Genomic DNA, 19,836 nt, shown 5'->3' on the forward strand with positions numbered 1-19,836 from the left:
ATGTTTTCATAAAAACTAACTCTTTTTCATTTAAAAATACTTTATACATGTCAGACGTAGCTGCAGTTCAAAATTTAGTTCAAAAAAGAAATGATTTAAAAAAAGAAATCGCCAAAATTATCGTTGGGCAAGATGCCGTTGTAGAACAAATTTTGTTATGCGTTTTTAGTGGCGGTCATGCCTTGTTGGTAGGTGTTCCAGGTTTGGCAAAAACTTTGTTGGTAAACACATTAGCGCAAGCCTTGGGGTTAGATTTTAAACGCATTCAATTTACACCAGATTTAATGCCGTCGGATATTTTGGGAAGCGAAATTTTAGACGAAAACCGTCAATTCAAATTCATCAAAGGACCTATTTTTTCAAACATAATTCTCGCTGACGAGATTAATAGAACACCGCCCAAAACTCAGGCAGCTTTGCTCGAAGCCATGCAAGAGCGCTCGGTAACTATTGCAGGAGCCAATTACAAACTTGCTTTGCCATATTTTGTGTTGGCAACTCAAAACCCAATTGAGCAAGAAGGTACTTATCCTTTGCCAGAAGCGCAACTAGATCGTTTTATGTTTTCTATCAAACTAGAATATCCTAGTTTTCAAGAGGAAGTACAAGTTGTAAAACAAACCACAGCAGATCTAAAAGCAGTGGTTGATCCATTATTTACCGCTCAAGAAATTATCGATTTCCAACAATTAATTCGTCGTATTCCAGTTGCTGATAATGTAATTGAATATGCCGTGACTTTGGTTAGTAAAACCCGTCCTGATAATAACTTAGCAACTGACTTTGTGAAAAATTATTTAGATTGGGGTGCAGGACCACGTGCGTCGCAAAACTTAATTTTAGCCGCTAAAACTCACGCTGTTTTTCAAGGTAAATTTTCTCCAGATATTGAAGATGTAAAAGCAGTAGCTATTGGAATTTTGCGTCATAGAATTATTAAAAATTACAAAGCCGATGCAGAGGGCATTACTGAGGAAATGATCATTACAAAGTTGTTTTAGAGACAAGAAATTCTATTTTTAAATACCAATTTTAAGACGAACTACAACGTTTTCTTGAAATTGGTATTTTTTGTTTTTACGAAATAATTAAAAAGCGTTTTGTTTCTTGAGGATATAGCACAAATATGTTAATATTTTATTTTATTCTTATTTTAAAGCATTTGATTTCAGTATTTACTAATAGTATTTTTTCAAATGGTCACTTTCATTATATTTTTTTAAATTTCATCTTAATCTACTAAATTTGCTAGATAAATAAATAGTTTCTGCTTTTGTCTCTGATTTGCTCAAAGTAAAAGTTGTAAACATAGAAAAACATTCCAATTATGAGTTTATATAACGATTATCTACAAGAAATCGAAGACAGAAAAGGGCAAGGACTTCATCCAAAGCCAATTGATGGTGCAGACTTAATTAGCGAAATCATCTCTCAAATTAAAGACACAGCGAATGCACATCGTGAAGCGTCTCTTCAATTTTTTATTTACAATGTAGTGCCAGGAACAACACCTGCAGCTGCTCAAAAAGCCGCTTTCTTAAAAGAAATCATTTTAGGTACTGAAGTAGTTGCTGAAATTACCCCAGCATTTGCGTTAGAATTATTGTCGCACATGAAAGGTGGTCCTTCAATCAAAGTTTTATTAGATATTGCTTTGGGTGACGATGCTGAAAAAGCTTTGGCTGCAGCCGAAGTTTTAAAAACACAAGTGTATTTGTATGAAGCAGATACAGATCGTTTAGAAGCAGCTTACAAAGCAGGCAACGCAATTGCGACCTCTATTTTAGAAAGTTATGCTAAAGCGGAATTTTTCACGAAACTTCCTGAAGTTGCCGAAGAAATTCAAGTAGTGACGTTCATTGCTGGCGAAGGTGATATTTCAACTGATTTATTGTCGCCTGGAAATCAAGCGCACTCGCGTTCTGATCGTGAATTACACGGTAAATGTTTCATTTCGCCAGAAGCACAACAAGGAATTGAAGCTTTAAAAGCGCAACACCCAGATAAAAGTGTGATGCTTATTGCTGAAAAAGGTACTATGGGTGTAGGTTCTTCTAGAATGTCTGGTGTGAACAACGTAGCACTTTGGGCAGGAAAACAAGCTAGTCCATACGTTCCATTCATCAACATTGCTCCGATTGTGGCGGGAACAAATGGTATTTCTCCAATCTTCTTAACGACAGTTGATGTAACTGGTGGTATCGGTTTGGATTTGAAAAACTGGGTTAAAAAAACAGATGCAAACGGTGAAGTACTTCGTAATGAAAGTGGTGACCCAATTCTTGAAGAAGCATATTCTGTAGCAACTGGAACGGTTTTGACTATTAATACCAAAACCAAAAAACTATACAAGGACGGTGAAGAATTGATCGATATTTCGAAAGCTTTCACACCTCAAAAAATGGAATTTATCAAAGCAGGTGGTTCTTACGCCATTGTTTTTGGTAAAAAATTGCAAACTTTTGCTTCTAAAACTTTAGGAATTGCAACGGTACCAGTTTTTGCACCTTCGAAAGAAGTTTCTGTCGAAGGACAAGGTTTAACAGCGGTTGAAAAAATATTCAATAAAAACGCAGTAGGAGCGACTCCGGGTAAAATATTACATGCTGGTTCAGATGTTCGTGTAACAGTGAATATTGTAGGCTCTCAAGATACTACTGGTTTAATGACATCACAAGAATTAGAGTCGATGGCAGCTACTGTGATTTCTCCAATTGTAGATGGTGCTTACCAATCAGGATGTCACACGGCTTCGGTTTGGGATAATAAATCGAAAGCAAATATCCCAAGATTAATGAAATTCATGAATGATTTTGGTTTAATTACAGCTCGTGATCCAAAAGGAGAATACCACGCCATGACCGACGTAATTCATAAAGTTTTAAATGATATTACTGTTGATGAATGGGCAATTATTATTGGTGGAGATTCACATACTAGAATGTCAAAAGGTGTTGCTTTTGGTGCCGATTCAGGAACTGTAGCCCTTGCATTAGCAACAGGTGAGGCTTCTATGCCAATTCCAGAATCTGTAAAGGTGACTTTTAAAGGAAACATGAAAAACTACATGGATTTCCGTGATGTGGTACATGCTACACAATCGCAAATGTTGCAACAGTTTGGTGGCGAAAATGTTTTCCAAGGTCGTATTATCGAAGTACACATTGGAACATTAACAGCAGATCAAGCTTTTACGTTCACCGATTGGACTGCTGAAATGAAAGCCAAAGCTTCTATCTGTATTTCTGAGGATGCTACTCTAATTGAATCTTTAGAAATTGCAAAAGGTAGAATCCAAATTATGATTGATAAAGGTATGGACAACCAAAAGCAAGTGCTTAAAGGGTTGATCGATATCGCAAACAAAAGAATTGCTGAAATTCAATCTGGTGAAAAACCAGCTTTAACTCCTGATGCTAATGCTAAATATTATGCTGAGGTAGTTATTGATTTGGATATTGTTGCTGAGCCAATGATTGCTGATCCAGATGTAAACAATGCTGATGTTTCTAAGCGTTATACTCACGATACAATCAGACCACTTTCGTTTTATGGCGGAACCAAACAAGTTGATCTTGGGTTTGTAGGATCTTGTATGGTTCATAAAGGCGATATGAAAATATTGGCACAAATGCTTAAAAATGTAGAAGCACAAAACGGTAAAGTAGAGTTCAAAGCACCATTAGTTGTTGCGCCGCCTACATACAATATTGTGGACGAATTAAAAGCAGAAGGTGATTGGGAAGTATTACAAAAATACTCTGGTTTTGAGTTTGATGATAACGCACCAAAAGCGGCAGCGCGTACCGAGTATGAAAACATGTTGTACTTAGAGCGTCCTGGTTGTAACTTGTGTATGGGTAACCAAGAAAAAGCTTCAAAAGGAGATACGGTTATGGCAACATCAACTCGTTTATTCCAAGGTCGTGTAGTTGAAGATACCGACGGTAAAAAAGGAGAATCTTTACTTTCTTCTACGCCAGTGGTTGTTTTATCTACCATTTTAGGAAGAACACCTACTATCGAAGAGTATAAAACTGCTGTTGACGGAATCAACTTAACACAATTTGCTCCGTCTCATAAATTATTAGTAAAATAAGGTAAATTTTTGTTAATTTCCTTTCAAAAGCCTGAGTGTTATCGCTCAGGCTTTTTTTTGGTCTGATTTTTTCGTAACTTGTAGGTTCAATAAATGAAACAATAATCACTAAATACAAATTCTATGGCATTTGATATCGAAATGATCCAAAAAGTGTATGCTTCAATGCCTGCACGAGTAGATCAAGCACGTGAATTAGTGGGGCGTCCGCTTACCTTGACAGAGAAAATTTTATACAATCATCTTTGGGATAAAATGCCCGAAAAGCCATTCAGGCGAGGAGAGGATTATGTTGACTTTGCACCAGACCGCGTAGCCTGCCAAGATGCTACTGCTCAAATGGCTTTATTGCAATTTATGCATGCAGGAAAAAAAACTGTTGCTGTTCCAACAACGGTTCATTGTGACCACTTGATTCAAGCTAAAGTAGATGCAGCAACCGATTTGGCACGAGCCAAAACGCAGAGTAACGAGGTTTTTGATTTTTTATCATCAGTTTCAAATAAATATGGTATCGGTTTCTGGAAACCGGGAGCAGGAATTATCCATCAAGTAGTGTTGGAAAATTATGCTTTTCCTGGCGGCTTAATGATTGGTACCGACTCGCACACCGTAAATGCCGGTGGTTTAGGAATGGTAGCCATTGGAGTAGGTGGTGCCGATGCTGTAGATGTGATGTCAGGAATGGCATGGGAACTAAAATTTCCTAAATTAATTGGTGTGAAATTAACGGGTAAATTATCAGGTTGGACCGCACCAAAAGATGTGATTTTAAAAGTAGCAGGTATTCTTACCGTAAAAGGAGGAACTGGAGCCATTGTTGAATATTTTGGTGAAGGCGCCTTAGCAATGTCTTGCACTGGTAAAGGAACGATATGTAACATGGGTGCCGAAATTGGTGCAACCACATCAACCTTTGGTTATGATGAATCAATGGCTAAATACTTGCGCGCAACTGATCGTGCTGATGTGGCCGCTGCCGCAGATGCTATTGCGCCGTACTTAACCGGAGATCCTGAAGTCTACGCAGAACCTGAAAAATATTTTGACCAAGTAATCGAAATTAATTTAGACGAATTAGAGCCACATCTTAACGGACCGTTTACGCCTGATTTGGCTACTCCTATTTCTAAAATGAAAGAAGAGGCTATCAAAAACAATTGGCCGCTAAAAATTGAAGTTGGTTTAATTGGTTCATGCACCAATTCGTCTTACGAAGATATTGCACGCGCTGCTTCAATTGCGAAACAAGTAACGGATAAGAATTTAAAAATTAAATCAGAATTCACCATCACTCCAGGATCTGAATTGGTACGCTACACCATAGAGCGCGACGGTTTTATTGATACTTTTGACGCCATGGGAGCAACTGTTTTTGCCAATGCCTGCGGCCCTTGTATAGGGATGTGGGATAGAGAAGGAGCCGAGAAAGAGGAACGCAATACCATAGTACATTCCTTCAACAGAAATTTCTCTAAACGTGCTGATGGAAATCCAAATACCTTAGCATTTGTTGGGTCGCCTGAGTTGGTAACGGCTTTGGCCATAGCAGGTGATTTGAGTTTTAATCCTTTAACCGATACACTTATCAACGAAAATGGCGAAGAAGTGCGTCTTGACGCCCCATTTGGTGATGAGTTACCATCTAAAGGATTTGATGCCGAAGATCCAGGTTTTCAAGCGCCAGCTGCAGATGGAAGTGGTATTGCGGTGGCGGTTTCTCCAACTTCAGAGCGTTTGCAACTTTTGGAACCGTTTGAACCTTGGGACAAACAAAATATTACTGGAGGTAAGCTATTAATTAAAGCTTTTGGTAAATGTACTACTGATCACATCTCTATGGCCGGACCTTGGTTGCGTTTCAGAGGGCATTTGGATAACATTTCAAACAACATGCTTATTGGTGCGATCAATGCGTACAATCAAAAAGCAAATTCGGTTAAAAATCAAATTACTGGTCAATACGATGCTGTCCCTGCAGTGGCAAGAGCATACAAAGCAGCCGGAATTCCATCTATTGTCGTGGGTGATCACAATTATGGTGAAGGAAGTTCAAGAGAGCATGCCGCCATGGAGCCTCGTTTTTTAGGCGTAAAAGCAGTTTTAGTGAAATCGTTTGCGCGTATTCATGAAACCAACCTGAAAAAACAAGGAATGTTAGCGCTTACTTTTGCCTCAGAGGCTGATTATGACAAAATCCAAGAAGATGATACCATCAATTTTATCGACTTGATTGATTTTGCGCCGGGTAAACCGCTTACGCTAGCTTTCGTTCACAATGACGGAACCACGGATTACATACTGGCAAATCACACCTACAACGAAGGTCAAATCGGGTGGTTTGTTGCAGGATCAGCGCTCAATTTAATCGCAGCAGCTGGCAATGCTTAAATAATTTGAACACAAACAATAACTCTCAAGGGAACTTGGGAGTTTTTTTTTAGGAGCTATTTCCCGCTATCCGCTTCCCTTTTTTTACTCAAGTACTTTTTTTCAAGGTCACAAAAGGAGCTTCTTTTAGTCGCTCTTTGTTCCCAGAAAAAAATAGCACTTGAGTTGCAAAAGAGGTTCGCTGCTATCGTGGCTGGGGAAAATTGCTTGTCTCAAGAATTATATTTTTTATCATTTTATTAAAATGTAACTATCTCGCGAAGCCAGTATTTCTAGAATGAAATTCAAAAAAAAGGGTTAAAGTTTCATTTTTCAACGTTAAAATTTAGAAAAGCGACCTGTTTTTTGATTAAATCACTTAAATTAGCTTTTTCGAAATTTTAAAGTCTCCAAAAGCAGTTGCACCCAGTAAAACATGCTGTCGTGATAAACGAAAACGGTCAGTAGCACGTAGCACTCGTATCGTTGCAGCTTAGAGAGCTAAATTGAAATAAAGTATATGAGTTCACGGATAGTATTAATTGTGTTGTTTTTTAATTGTTTTCTTGCCTTTGCTCAAGAAAAAACCATCAAGCATACCATCGTAAAAGGAGAAACCATTTCTAGTATTGCAGAAAAGTACGATGTAAAACAAAGCGCTATTTTTAAACTAAATCCAAGTGCTAAAAAACTTTTAAAACTAAATTCGGTTTTAATAATCCCAACCAACGAACCGCAGGCACTTCCACAAAAAAATAAAAAAACAAGCACAATCGCGACCAAAGAACACGAGGTGCAAGCCAAACAATCCTTTTACGCAATTGCAAAATTATACGGTATTACAGTTAATGATTTAAAAGAAGTAAATCCTTTATTGGCTAGCACCGAGTTGCAAATTGGTCAAAAAATCAATGTTCCCGCATCAGCCAAAGCTATTGAAAGTAGTGCGATTGCAACAGCAAAATCAGATCTTTTAACCAAAGATGAAATTACCAAGACGGAAGCAATTCCTGCTGGAGAATCTTTTGAATGGGAAGTGTTACCTAAAGAAACTAAATATTCGATTACCAAAAAATACGGAATTACAATCAAAGAATTCGACAAATCCAATCCTACTTTGGGTGTGAAGGCTCTCAAAGTGGGACAAAAAGTTATAATTCCAGTCAGTCCAAATAGTAGTGTCGTTCTTGCCTCGGCAGTTCCAACAACATTAAATAGTGTTGCTACTGATAAAAAACTTGAAAATAAACAGCCAATTGAAACTGTTGCTAAGCAAGAAACAAAAACTAGCGAAGCTATTACAATAGTACGCGAAGTTTTACCCAAAGAAACAAAGTACGCTATTGCAAAACAATACGGTATTAGCGTTAAAGAGTTAGAAAACCAAAATCCAGCCATCAAAAATGGACTACCGGTGGGTTTTAAACTCAACATCACTTCAAGTACAATTCCAGAAGGGGAAGCAATTGCAGCCACTCCTATTTCTATCAATGATGCCGCAATTGAAAATAGCAAAATTGATTTTAATGCCACAACTAAACCTAATTTTAATCACGATTTTTTAGATCAATTGATCGAGAGTGCCTCTGAGAATATCGGTGTTCGTTACCGCTCGGGTGGTTCATCAAAAGCAGGGTTTGATTGTTCAGGATTGATGTGTAATACCTTTGGTGCTTTTGATATAAAATTACCTCGTACTTCAAGAGAGCAATCAACCGTTGGAGTTCAAGTTAGCGTTGAGGAAGCTCAAAAAGGAGATTTAATATTCTTTAAAACCAATGGCCGCAGGCAAATTAATCACGTTGGGATGGTAGTTGAGGTCACCGATGGGGAAATTAAATTCATTCATTCCTCAACAAGTAATGGTGTAATTATTTCTTCTACAAAAGAGAAATATTACGAGAAAAACTTCTCACAAATCAATAGAGTAATTCAATAATAATAAAAAAGCCAAATCAAATATGATTTGGCTTTTTACTTTTAAAGGCTGTTCAATTCAATCCAATACCCGTCTGGATCTTGAATGTAGATTTGTTTTACACCGTCAGCTCTAATGCTTATTGTATCTTTTTTACCAGGCCAATCCCAATAAGTTATTCGCAATTGATTTAGTTTTTTAATTAAATTTTCAAAGTCTAGCACTTTAAAAGCAAGATGTATCGCTTTGTTAATTTGTACAGGATCTTTTATAGTCGACACCAAATGCAATTCTTTTCCTTCGCCTAACGACATCCAGCGGATTCCTTCTTTTTGGGTTTTATTGGTTATCTCTTGAAGTTGTAAAACGTTTTTATAAAACTGTACTGAATTGTCCAAATTTTTCACAGAAAGTGCCATGTGATCCAGTTGAAGGCTGAAATTTTCTTTTTGCTGAGCGCTAATGCTATAGCTGCTTTGCACTAATACGATAAGTAACAGGAATTTTAGTTTCATGGGTCGCTTTTCTGTTTAATTGTTGGTTTACTTTATGACTTAGATTGTAAAGTTCGGCGTACAATGGCCATCCAATCATCAAGATTTCCCTGGTTGGTATTTATGGCTACACTGTTGTTGTCATAAGGTTTATATGTTTCTATATTGTCTCTAGAAAAAAGTCCAATTGTAGGCGTAAGTGAAGCACTTGACAAATGCATGATACCGCTATCAGCTCCAATAAAAATTGCTGTGTTGGCAATTACAGCTCCAATTTCTCGAATGTCCTTGCTGTAAAAAGTAGGTGCAGCAAAACCAATTTGAGAAACATTTTCTACTGGCAATACTTCAAGAATGGCATAATCAGGAAATTCACTAAGCAAACGAGCGTAAAATGGTTCCCACCAAGTTGTGGCATAACATTTATCGTCGGTTGCAAAAGTAAAAATGGCAATCGTTTTGCTACTGGTCCCTACTATTTTGGCAACGGTATTTTTACCTTGTTCCAATTCTTTTGCATTCAATTTTAAGTTTAACGGGGGTACTTCTTGTTGATTTCCCGGAAAATTTAATTGCGTTAAAAAGTTTCTGAATTCATAAACTGGATATTTGGCAATATGGCAATAATCAGAATGCTTTTGTGCTAAAGTAGTATCTTCTTCTCCAAAAAATTTATATTTGGCGTTAGCAAATTGCGCAGATAAACGTCCTGACGAAGAATTTTTGTCTACATTAATCACAATGTCGTAATTTCCTTTTTTGATGGTTGTCCACACTTTAAAGTAAGCAATCAAATCTTTGAAAGGTTTTTTAGGAAGTTCAATTACGGTCTGTATATTTTGATAATTCTCAAAAACAATGGGAGCTAAACCACCTTTTACAAACAAGTCAATTTTACAATCCGGAAAAGTAGCTTGCACCTCTTGTACCAGCGGCGTTATCAACAATAAATTACCTAATCGATGATTGGGCCTAGAGATTAATACTCTTTTGATTTCTATTTTTTGATTCGGATCAACGACAAATTTTTGTGCAGAAGTTCCAATATTTTTGGTTAAACTCTTGGTTAAAATTCGGCGGTAGATATTTATTTTTTTTAAAGTGCTCATCTTTTTTTGTAATTGTCTGCTTTGAGTTTGGTTTTATCAAATTCTGCTGCCAGGATAGTGTCAGCCTATTTCAGTTTTATTTTTAATATGGGGTAAATTTAAAATTTTATTTCTGTAAACAAGAGTATGCCTCTTATTTATTGCCTCTGTGTTTAGCACAACAGTCAGTAAAAAGAAATTTAGATTTTTATTAATTGTCATTGCATTGAATTTCGATTATTTATTAAGTCATACCTAGCAAGTCTAAACACTTATTATTGAATTAGTTTTTACAGATTTATTTTGAATTCCCATGCTAATGTATAATTATTCTAAATAATTATTTTTCTAAAACATATTTTAAGTATTTTTGCGGGAACGTGATTTACAACTCAGTATGGTAATTAGGTACAACTATTATTTTGGATTGGAAGCGTTGTTTTTAATATGGAGGAGTTAGATAAAAATAGATGTAAAACTTTCAAATCTTTTAAGGATGGTGATGAAAGCGCTTTTAATTTTTATTTCAATGCCTATTACAATCGATTGCTAGGGTTCAGTATTCAATTTTTGTACGATCAAGACGAAGCCAAAAATGTAACGCAAGAAGTCTTCTTGAAACTATGGATCAATAAAGATAAAATTGATTCAGAAAATGGCATTCTCTCGTTTTTATACACTTACGCCAAGTCAATTTGTCTCAACCATATCCGCCATAATAAAGTTAAGGATAGATTCAAAAACGATTTACTCAATCAAAAAGAACGAGCTCTCAATACTCAAATTTTGAATGAAATTGATTTTCATTCGGTTGAAATCTCCGAATTAGAACTTCGCATCAATACAGTTATAGAATCGCTTCCTGAAAAAACAAAACAAGTATATCTGCAAAAACGTTTTGAAAACAAAAAAAATGAAGAAATAGCCTTAGCTATGGGCGTATCGCAAAAAGCGGTTGAAGCCCACATGACAAAGGCCTTAAAGATTTTAAAAGAGCAACTATCTGATTATTTACCTTCATTTATTATCATCACTTTACTAAATAGTTAAAAAAAATTAAAAATTCGAGTAGGGTTTTCTCCTTGTAACGTGTACTTACTATAAGCAATTGTGATTTTGTTGATTTTTTGTGGTTTTTATGCTTGTAAAATCTACTTTTTTAACAAAAACAGTTTGATGATTCTTAGGTATGTGAAGGTGTTATTCCTTTTTTTAAAACTAGAATTTTAATTTTTTTTCAATTATGATTTCAACATTATTATACAAATACCTAAACAACGAGGCATCTGAAGAGGAAGTTCTTGAAGTTTTCAAATGGATTGAATCTTCCGAAAATAACAAAAAAGAATTCTTCGCTCTTAAAAAAGCATGGTTGTTAACAGATAACATTGCTTTGTCAAACACGAGCTTGCAAAATGATTTCATTGTCCTTCAAAGAAAAATCAGGCGAAAGCAATACCAAAGGTTGTTTTTGAGATATGCCGCTATTTTTCTTTTGTTTTTTACATTAGGAAAATCAGTGGTGTGGGAAGATAATGCAATTGCCAAACCAACTAATGAAGTAATTTTAGAGCTTGAAACAGGTGAGATAACCGCTGTTTCGGGAAATGAGTCTAAAAACGTAACTAATAAAGCAGGGAATTCAATTGCAGTGCATCAAAAAAATGAAATTGTGTACCCAAAATCTACTACCACAGCAGCTGTTAGTTACCATACTCTAAAAGTTCCTTACGGAAAAACATTTAAAGTAATCTTGTCCGATGGAACGTCGGTGCATCTTAATGCTGGTACAAGCTTACGATATCCTCAGCAATTTGATGTCAAAGGAAAACGAACTGTTTTTTTAACTGGAGAAGCTTTTTTTGACGTAACAAAGGATAAATCTCGACCTTTTATTGTGACCACTAACAGTGTTAGCGTGGCTGTTCTAGGAACAAAATTCAATGTATCTGCCTATCCTGACGAATCATCAATGCAAACGGTTTTAACCGAAGGAAGTGTACAGTTAATCCAAAATGGTAACGCAAATAACAGTACAATGATGTCAGTAGGACAATTGGTAAACTGGGATTTATTAACCAATACTCATCAAAGTCGTTCGGTAGATGTATCAGTTTACACCGCTTGGATGAATGGCGAATTAATTTTAAAAGAAAGTTCCTTTGTAAGTATATGCAAGACAATAGAACGCACCTTCGATGTGCGCATAATAAACTCCAACAGTAATTTAGACAAACAAAAATTTACTGGTACCATTAAGTTAAAAGATGCCAAACCTCAAGAAATTTTGAATTTATTACAGCTTGATACTCCATTTAAATACACTGTAAACAATCGTACAATTACTATCACTAACTAACCCAATTATAAACCCAAAAACAACAACTAAATGACCATTACACTTAATCCCTTTTGGCAAAAGTTACTGTTAAGCTGCGGGATATTCCTGCTGAGTTTGCAAACTTTTGCTCAAACCAAAAACAAAAACATTACCCTTGAGTGCAAGGATGTACCATTGCGAGAGTTTATTAAATTACTCGAACAAGAAACAAATTACCGAGTGGTGTTTAACGCTAGTAAAATTGATGGAAGTCAAAAAGTATCAATCAAAGTCAAAAATAGTCCGCTTGAAGAGGTTCTCAATCGTGTTTTTAAGGATAAAAAAATTACGTTTTTTATACAAAAAGAACAAATCCTTTTAGTCAGTAATGATACACAAGAACCAACGCAGGAAAAAGAACGATTTATTAAAGGAATTGTACTAGATGCTAAAGACAAATCGCCCATTCCAGGAGCAACTATTTTGATGAAAGGGACTTCGGCTGGTGTGATCAGTGACAGTAACGGACGCTTTGTCTATTTACTAAAAGGCAACGATATCCCGAACATTGTTTTAGAAGTTTCATACCTTGGAATGAAAGCGCAAGCGCAACGAGTAGGGAATACAGTCGATTTTGTGTTTTCTATGCAGCAAGTTACAGATGAATTAGAGCAGGTGGTAATCACATCTTCTTATGGTACCAAAAAAATGAAGGAAGAAGTTGTTGGAAGTATTGCTACGTTAACAGCTAAAGACATTGCAGTTGAACAAGCTTCAGAAAGTATTGATAAAATGGTCGTGGGTCAAATTGCAGGTGTTTTAATCGAAAATACCTCAGGAATTGGTGGGCCAGTTAAAATAAATATTCGTGGTCAGGGTAGTTTGAGTTCTTTATCAAATTCAAATCTAGGTACTTCGACACAACCACTTATCATTGTTGATGGTGTAATTATAAGCGAAGAAGTAGGTATTGACAATCAGTTTTTTGATGCCAATGGTGCTTTCTCAGAAAACTTATCCAATCCGTTGGCGCAAATTTCACCCGAAAACATTGAGAGTTTGACTATCTTGAAGGATGCGGCAGCAGTTAGTATTTACGGTGCCGATGGTGCAAATGGAGTTATTTTAATCACAACTAAAAAAGGAAAAAAAGGCAAAACGAAATTTGGTTTTTCTAATCAATTGGGTATTTCATCTGCGATTAATCAAATTGAATATTTGAGCGGTTCTCAATACACTGATTTACGAAATGAATATCTTAAAAACAGTCAAACCAATTATGTACCCGTTCCCTATAATGGCATCAATACCAATTGGTTTGATTTGCTTAATGTTGCAGGTATTTATAACAAATACAATTTCAATGTTTCTGGTGCCAATTCCAAGCTTTCCTATCGAACTAGTTTGAGTTACCTAGAAATTGACGAGCCTCAAAAAGGGAATTCTACAAAGCAATATAATGCAGGGATCAACATAGGTTACCGAGCGAATAAATTTGATTTTAGTTTGTCTCTTAACCCTAGTTATATTCAAAAAGACGCGCCAAATATTTACTACAGCTACGCTTTTGTGCCTACAATTGCTCCCTACAATCCAGACGGCTCCTTTTCAACTATTGGCGTAGTTGGTCTAAGTAATCCTTTGGCTGCTATTGAACAAAACAAAAATGTTTCGAACAGCTATGGTATTTTAGGTAGTGCTAGCGCATCATACACATTGAACCAGTTTATAAGTTTTTCTACCTTATTTGGACTTGATTACAAAGATAAAGTACAAGACCGCTATTTTTCAGGTGCCAATGAAAGCGGGCAAAGTAATGGTACATTTGTGCTAAATGGCATCCAATATCCTAACTGGGGACGCAGACTCATTAATGAAAGAAATGGAACAAAATGGAATTGGCAAGGACAGGCTCTTTTTAACAAAGCCATCAATCAAGACCATACTATTGATGGAGTTTTAGGATTCGAATTGTCTAGTGAAAAGGCTAATTTCGGCTATGCATCTGGACGTGGTTTCGTAAATTCAAGCGAAATTAATGATGTTAACAACGCACTTAGAGATGATGACCCTTTAACAACTGTAGATGAACGACTTGCCAATCAGGTTTATAGAGAGGACATCAGTTACAATTCAAGAGTCTCGTTTTTTTCTCAACTCAATTACAATTATAAAAAACGATACTACTTTTTAGGAAATTTTAGAAGAGACGAGAGTTCTGTTTTTGGTGACGATACCAATGTAGCTTTAAATGGGGGTGCGGGTTTGAGTTGGATTGTTTCTAATGAAAATTTCATGACTGCTCAAAACAAAATTGATTTACTTAAATTAAAAGTCAGTTACGGGACTACAGGTAATTCCAGAATTGGTTCGTATCGTTCTAAAGGTTTGTATACCATAAACCTAATCGATTACAATGGAGGCAATGGTGCGGTTCCAAGTGCGGCACCGAATGGGAATTTAAGCTGGGAAAAAAACACAAAATTCAACGCTGGAATCGACTTTAATTTTTTGAACCGTGTAGAAACAAGTCTCGAATTTTATTACGATAATATTACAGATTTAATTACCAGCCGAGATATTCCTACCGAAACCGGTTATACTTCCTTACAGCTAAATGCAGCAAGTATGTACAACAAAGGTGTCGAGTTTAGCACGCGAGTAAAATGGTGGCAATCGAAGGATTTTAAATGGACAACCTCATTTAATATTTCAACAGTAAAAAACAAGGTCACAAAGTTAATTGGATTGGGAAGTGATTTTTCAACATCTGAGGTGGCGCTGGCGCAAAAAATAGGATTTAGTACCTCAACCATTTGGGGTATTAAATACGCAGGCGTTGATGCTGCCACCGGAAGGGATTTGTTAGAAAAAAACGGCCAAATTTATGATGCGGCAACCTACACGAGCTTATTTGGTCCTGCAGATTGGGTTCCTATTGGCGATAATCAACCAGATGCTTTTGGAGGTTTCAGCAATACCTTTGTGATTAAAGATAATTTGACTTTATCTATTAGAGGAGCTTTTGAAATTGGAGGAGCGATATTGGTAGATAACAGTTTGATTTCAAAATACAACATTACTTCGAATAGAAATTTATCTGTAAACGCATATGATTATTGGCGCAATCAGGGTGATGTGGCATTACAACCTTTGGTAATAAGCAACGCCACTTTGATCCCGAATTTGAGTAAATTTTTATATGATAATACCAATATTCGAATTAGTAATATCAATTTAAGCTATAATGTTCCTATGCAAACAAAATTGCTCGATGCTCTTTCTGTTTTTATTGATGTATCAAATGTGGCTTATTGGTACAAGCAAAAAAGTCCAGCAGGCCGCAACGGAGTGCGGGAATTTAGCTTTACTTATCCACAAGCTCGAACAATTTCTTTAGGATTTAACACTAAATTTTAACAACATGAATCATTCAAAACTATTTTTAAAATACCTTTTTGTGCTACTTGTTGTTCTGTCAGTGCAAAGTTGTAGTGAATTTTTAGAGCAAGAACCAGGCTCTCAAACCTCTATTGCAGAACAATTGAGTACCAAAAACGGAATGCTGGTTGCTCTCAATGGAACCTATGGCAAACTCGAAGAAAATGTAAGGGGAGAACGCTTTGCGGTTTACGCTGATTTACAAGGTGGTAACTTAAAATTTACACCAACAATATCAGGCAGTAATCGCGGGCAAATCACAGTTCCTATCAATGTTGAAAACGTATATTCTTTTCAAGATCAAGCTTTAGAAAGTAATTTTACACCTTTTTATGATGCCAGTTATGCGGTTGTGAATCAGGTTAATTTAATTCTTGAAAATGTAGACCAGTTAACTGATGCGACTGCAATGGAAAAAAATCAAATCAAAGCCGAAGCCTTGGCTATAAGAGCCTACGCTCATTTTTTACTGACTTTGGTATACTCGCAACCTATTTCCGGAACCGGAGCAGATCAATTGGGTGTAGTATATAGCACAGCAAGTTTATCGAAAGGAATTCAATATCCTAAAAGAGAAACGCTGGCCAATACCTACCTCAAAATTGTAGCAGATTTGAATGCTGCCTTAGATAATTTTTCTAATGTGCCAAGTTTAGCAGGACCTACTAATTCTTATTTTAACGCAATCAATACAAAAGCATTAATGGCTCGCGTTTACCTTTCTCAAAACAATTGGCAAAACGCTTTTGATGTAGCAAATGATGTAATTCAATCTTCGGGCATTAGTTTGGTTTCATCTGAAAATTATGTGGCACAATGGGAGCAAACCAACGCACCTTTAACAGAAAATCTATTAGAATTTTCAATTCCTAGAGATAGTGGTGGAGAAGTAGGAGGTTCCTTATCCAGTTATTTTGGGTATTTTTCACCAACAAACTACAACAAATATGTGGCTTCGCAAGATTTGAGAAACTTATACGAAACTGCTGATATTCGTAGGCAATTGTTTTTAGAAAAACCTCTACCTACCTTATTAAACGGCGTATTTGTAAATGTAAATTATTATTTTACCAAAAAACTTCAGGACAATCCAGGATATTCTGCTTTCAGACTGAGTGAAGTGTATTTGATCCGTGCCGAAGCTGCGCTAGCATTAGGTAATCGATCGGGTGCCATTGCTGATATCAACACTATTAGATCTCGTGCCAAAGCGACTTTGCTTACCGCTACTGAAAATCTTGAAGATGCATTGTTACTAGAGCGGCGTAAAGAACTCTGTTTTGAAGGGCATTTGTTTTTTGATTTAGCCCGTAAAAGAAAGAGTATTGTTCGTACTGATGGTTGTTTAGCAACTACATGTAATCTCGATTTTCCATCTCCAAAATTTGTTTTACCAATACCACAAAAAAATATTAACCTTAACGCAAACTTACAGCAAAATGAAACATACTAAAATTATAGTGTTCGTCTCTCTCATTCTTTGTGTTTTTAGCGCGTGTTCAAAGGATGATTATAATTTAGATGCCAATAGCGTTCCTCCCTTCGTACGATTCAATTTATTGGTAAACAGCAACAATGCTCCATTAGAGTTTCCTGCAAAAAACAGTGCGTTAGTGCCAGTGAGCAGTTATAAAAACACATCAGTAAAAACGCTTAAAATACCTGTATCACTAACTTCGGCAACTTTAGCTAAACCTGTTTTTGTAACTTACAGCGTAATAACTAATGGTGATGCGGCTACTTTTAGTCTGATTCCCAAAGACCAGCTTTCTTTTTCTGGAAATCAGTTAACGGATACTGTTTTTGTATCTTTCGACAAAAGGTGGAATGAAAAGCAAAAAATTACTTTAAAACTAGAATCAAGTTCAGATCCATCAATAACTATCGGAAATTTGAATTTATCAGCACCAAATAATGCTTTAGAGGTCAACCTTGAAGATATAAAAACAACATACAGTTTTCCTGTGAATCGAATAGAATTGCAAGGAAACGTGGGTGAAGAGGTTGTGTTTAAAGTAAATTTCCCCAACGGATTTATTCCTTCTGAAATCGATGAAGCTAGTATGTTCAAGACATTAAACGGATTCAACTACAAAATTACGCGTGAAGCGCTTGCTGCAAACAGAAGCTCTATTTCATACCGATTGACGCTTTTAGAGAACATAAAGAACAATGATGTGTACTATCAATCAGATATAGAATTAGCAACTACTGCAGCTTATAGTCCTACTGGTAATTCGATTTTGCAAATCGTTAAACCCATCAAATCAATTAGAGATGTTACTGCCAATACAGCCGCTAAATTTTATGACCTTTCGAATCCATTTTACTTAACCTATGGTGAAAATTGGTTTGATAGAGCAGGCGTTTGTGCTTGGCAAAGTTTTAATGCTTTTACTTTTCCAGTGGTAGTACCTGCTGGTTCTGAAAATGCCATTTTATTCAGTGACAGAGGTACGCCTAATCCTGCAGATGATATTTACCATCATGCTTTTAAAATTGGGTTTAATGTTACTACTGGAACTAATACAACCAATTCGTTTGGTCTAAAGCGATGGTTCTCTAATGAAAGTATTTCGGCGGCGAATTCTCCTGGTTTTAATATCGCCTCAGCCTTAGAGTTTTTTCCTGAAGGCGGAAATAGTAAAACTAGAGGAACTGTTTTAATCATTCCGCAATACATTACAATTGCAGGTACAAATGGTAAAAGTTATAGTATCGGCATTTCGGGCGGCGGTACCTATACAGAAATAAGTAGTGGTCTTTTTGAGATTTCTTTTGATTTAAAAGCAACCAATACGACCCTTTTTGGAGGTACGGTGACTTCACAATACAAAATTTATAATAACCGAGTTTATCCAAGACCTGCTCCTATAGCTGCAAGTTGTTTAAAAGAAATTAGTTTGTAATTTTAAGATTTAAAAAACATGAAAATTAAATATATAACAGTCGCTTTGTTAGCTCTACTTGGGCTATCAGCATATCAATCATATGATGACAACCCTTATATTCCTATTGAAGATTTAAGACAATTATATAGCAGTGGAAATCCTGCTTTATGGCCTAAACCAACCTTAGATCGAAATGTTGATCCTGCAAATTTTAAAGATATAGGTCCTTTGCCAGAAGTTCCGTTTCCGGACTACAACCCCTATTCTAAGGAAAAAGCATCTTTAGGAAAGACCTTGTTTTTTGATCCAAGGTTGTCAATTAGCGGACAAATTGCTTGTGCCTCCTGCCATAATCCAGAGTTGGGCTGGACTGATAATTTAACGCGGTCCTTTGGTCATAACAGACAAACTGGCAAACGAAATGCTATGACTATTTTAAATTCAGGATATGCTACATCACTTTTTTGGGATGGTCGTGCTAATAGTTTAGAAGATCAAGCACAATTTCCCATCTCTGATCCTTTAGAAATGAACGAAAAGCTGACTATTGCAGTCGATAAGATTGCCGCTGTAAAAGGATATAAAAAATTATTTGAAACTGCATTTGGCGACTCTGAAATCACTCTAAAGCGCGTACAATACGCCATTGCCACCTTTGAGCGAACTATTAAAAGTCCAAAAAGTAAGTTTGATAAATTTGTAACCGGAAAAGCTGATGCCTTTTCTGACGAGCAAGTTTTAGGATTGCATTTGTTTAGAACTAAAGCGCAATGTATCAATTGCCACAATACACCTTACTTTAGCGACAATCAATTTCACAATGATGGCCAAACCTTGTTTGGTACCGTTAATGAAGATTTTGGAAGATACAATGTTACTAAAAATAAGCAGGATTTAGGTAAATTTAGAACCCCAACTTTACGCGAAGTAGCCAATACAAAACCATGGATGCATAATGGCCATTTCCCAAGTTTACTTGATGTAGTCGAATTTTACAATTTAGGCAACCCATCACCTGTTCAGGCAAAGTATTTAGGAACTGCCCGTGACTCCCTGTTACCAGTAAATTCTCCAATTCTTAAAAAATTAAACTTAAATCGTACCGAAATCAATGCTCTCTTAGCTTTTATAGAAACTTTAAGTTCGCCTAATAGTCGTATTATTACACCTACGATGCCTGAGTAAAAACTATGATTTTAAAGCAATGGGTGTCAG

General features: G+C 36.2%; 12 protein-coding genes. 10 read left to right on the forward strand and 2 right to left on the reverse strand.

Annotated features, from left to right (window positions below; all coding sequences use genetic code 11):
• Positions 1-47: 47 nt before the first annotated feature.
• The 4 genes from L1S34_RS03730 to L1S34_RS03745 all read left to right on the forward strand — a co-directional run bounded on the left by L1S34_RS03730 (position 48) and on the right by L1S34_RS03745 (position 8,408).
• Positions 48-1,001, forward strand: coding sequence for an AAA family ATPase (locus tag L1S34_RS03730; protein WP_236362870.1), 954 nt, complete (start codon positions 48-50; stop codon positions 999-1,001).
• A gap of 326 nt (positions 1,002-1,327) precedes the next feature.
• Positions 1,328-4,099: a bifunctional aconitate hydratase 2/2-methylisocitrate dehydratase gene (locus tag L1S34_RS03735; protein WP_236362871.1), complete on the forward strand. Its 2,772-nt coding sequence runs from the start codon at positions 1,328-1,330 to the stop codon at positions 4,097-4,099.
• 123 nt (positions 4,100-4,222) lie between these two features.
• Positions 4,223-6,490 carry an aconitate hydratase gene (locus tag L1S34_RS03740; RefSeq protein WP_236362872.1) on the forward strand — a complete coding sequence of 756 codons (2,268 nt, stop codon included), beginning with the start codon at positions 4,223-4,225 and terminating at the stop codon, positions 6,488-6,490.
• A 499-nt stretch (positions 6,491-6,989) separates the two neighbouring features.
• Positions 6,990-8,408 (forward strand): LysM peptidoglycan-binding domain-containing protein, encoded by a 1,419-nt coding sequence (locus L1S34_RS03745; protein ID WP_236362873.1) that lies wholly within the window; start codon positions 6,990-6,992, stop codon positions 8,406-8,408.
• A 41-nt stretch (positions 8,409-8,449) separates the two neighbouring features.
• On the opposite strand, the gene L1S34_RS03750 is transcribed toward L1S34_RS03745, so the two are convergent.
• Both L1S34_RS03750 and L1S34_RS03755 read right to left on the reverse strand, forming a co-directional pair.
• A complete protein-coding gene (locus L1S34_RS03750) occupies positions 8,450-8,902 on the reverse strand; it encodes a VOC family protein (RefSeq protein WP_236362874.1) in 453 nt (150 codons plus the stop codon).
• A gap of 32 nt (positions 8,903-8,934) precedes the next feature.
• Complete coding sequence (locus tag L1S34_RS03755) at positions 8,935-9,990, reverse strand: glycosyltransferase family 9 protein (protein ID WP_236362875.1); 1,056 nt, start codon at positions 9,988-9,990, stop codon at positions 8,935-8,937.
• Between the two features lie 426 nt (positions 9,991-10,416).
• Here L1S34_RS03755 and L1S34_RS03760 point away from each other — a divergent pair, with 426 nt between their 5' ends.
• The 6 genes from L1S34_RS03760 (at position 10,417) to L1S34_RS03785 (ending at position 19,806) form a co-directional block, all read left to right on the forward strand.
• The gene (locus L1S34_RS03760; RefSeq protein ID WP_236362876.1) at positions 10,417-11,019 is read left to right on the forward strand and encodes an RNA polymerase sigma-70 factor; all 603 of its coding nucleotides are present in this window, start codon (positions 10,417-10,419) and stop codon (positions 11,017-11,019) included.
• 193 nt (positions 11,020-11,212) lie between these two features.
• A complete protein-coding gene (locus tag L1S34_RS03765; RefSeq protein WP_236362877.1) occupies positions 11,213-12,328 on the forward strand; it encodes a FecR family protein in 1,116 nt (371 codons plus the stop codon).
• A 30-nt stretch (positions 12,329-12,358) separates the two neighbouring features.
• Entirely contained in the window at positions 12,359-15,709 is a 3,351-nt protein-coding gene (locus tag L1S34_RS03770) for a SusC/RagA family TonB-linked outer membrane protein (protein WP_236362878.1), read from the forward strand.
• A 4-nt stretch (positions 15,710-15,713) separates the two neighbouring features.
• Entirely contained in the window at positions 15,714-17,183 is a 1,470-nt protein-coding gene (locus tag L1S34_RS03775) for a RagB/SusD family nutrient uptake outer membrane protein (protein WP_236362879.1), read from the forward strand.
• Positions 17,170-18,639, forward strand: coding sequence for a hypothetical protein (locus L1S34_RS03780; RefSeq protein WP_236362880.1), 1,470 nt, complete (start codon positions 17,170-17,172; stop codon positions 18,637-18,639). Before L1S34_RS03775 ends, L1S34_RS03780 begins: the two co-directional genes overlap by 14 nt.
• Positions 18,640-18,657: 18 nt before the next feature.
• Positions 18,658-19,806: a cytochrome-c peroxidase gene (locus tag L1S34_RS03785; protein ID WP_236362881.1), complete on the forward strand. Its 1,149-nt coding sequence runs from the start codon at positions 18,658-18,660 to the stop codon at positions 19,804-19,806.
• The last annotated feature ends 30 nt before the right edge of the window (positions 19,807-19,836 follow it).

The sequence above is a fragment of the Flavobacterium sp. K77 genome (assembly GCF_021608205.1).
GTDB lineage: Bacteria > Bacteroidota > Bacteroidia > Flavobacteriales > Flavobacteriaceae > Flavobacterium > Flavobacterium turcicum.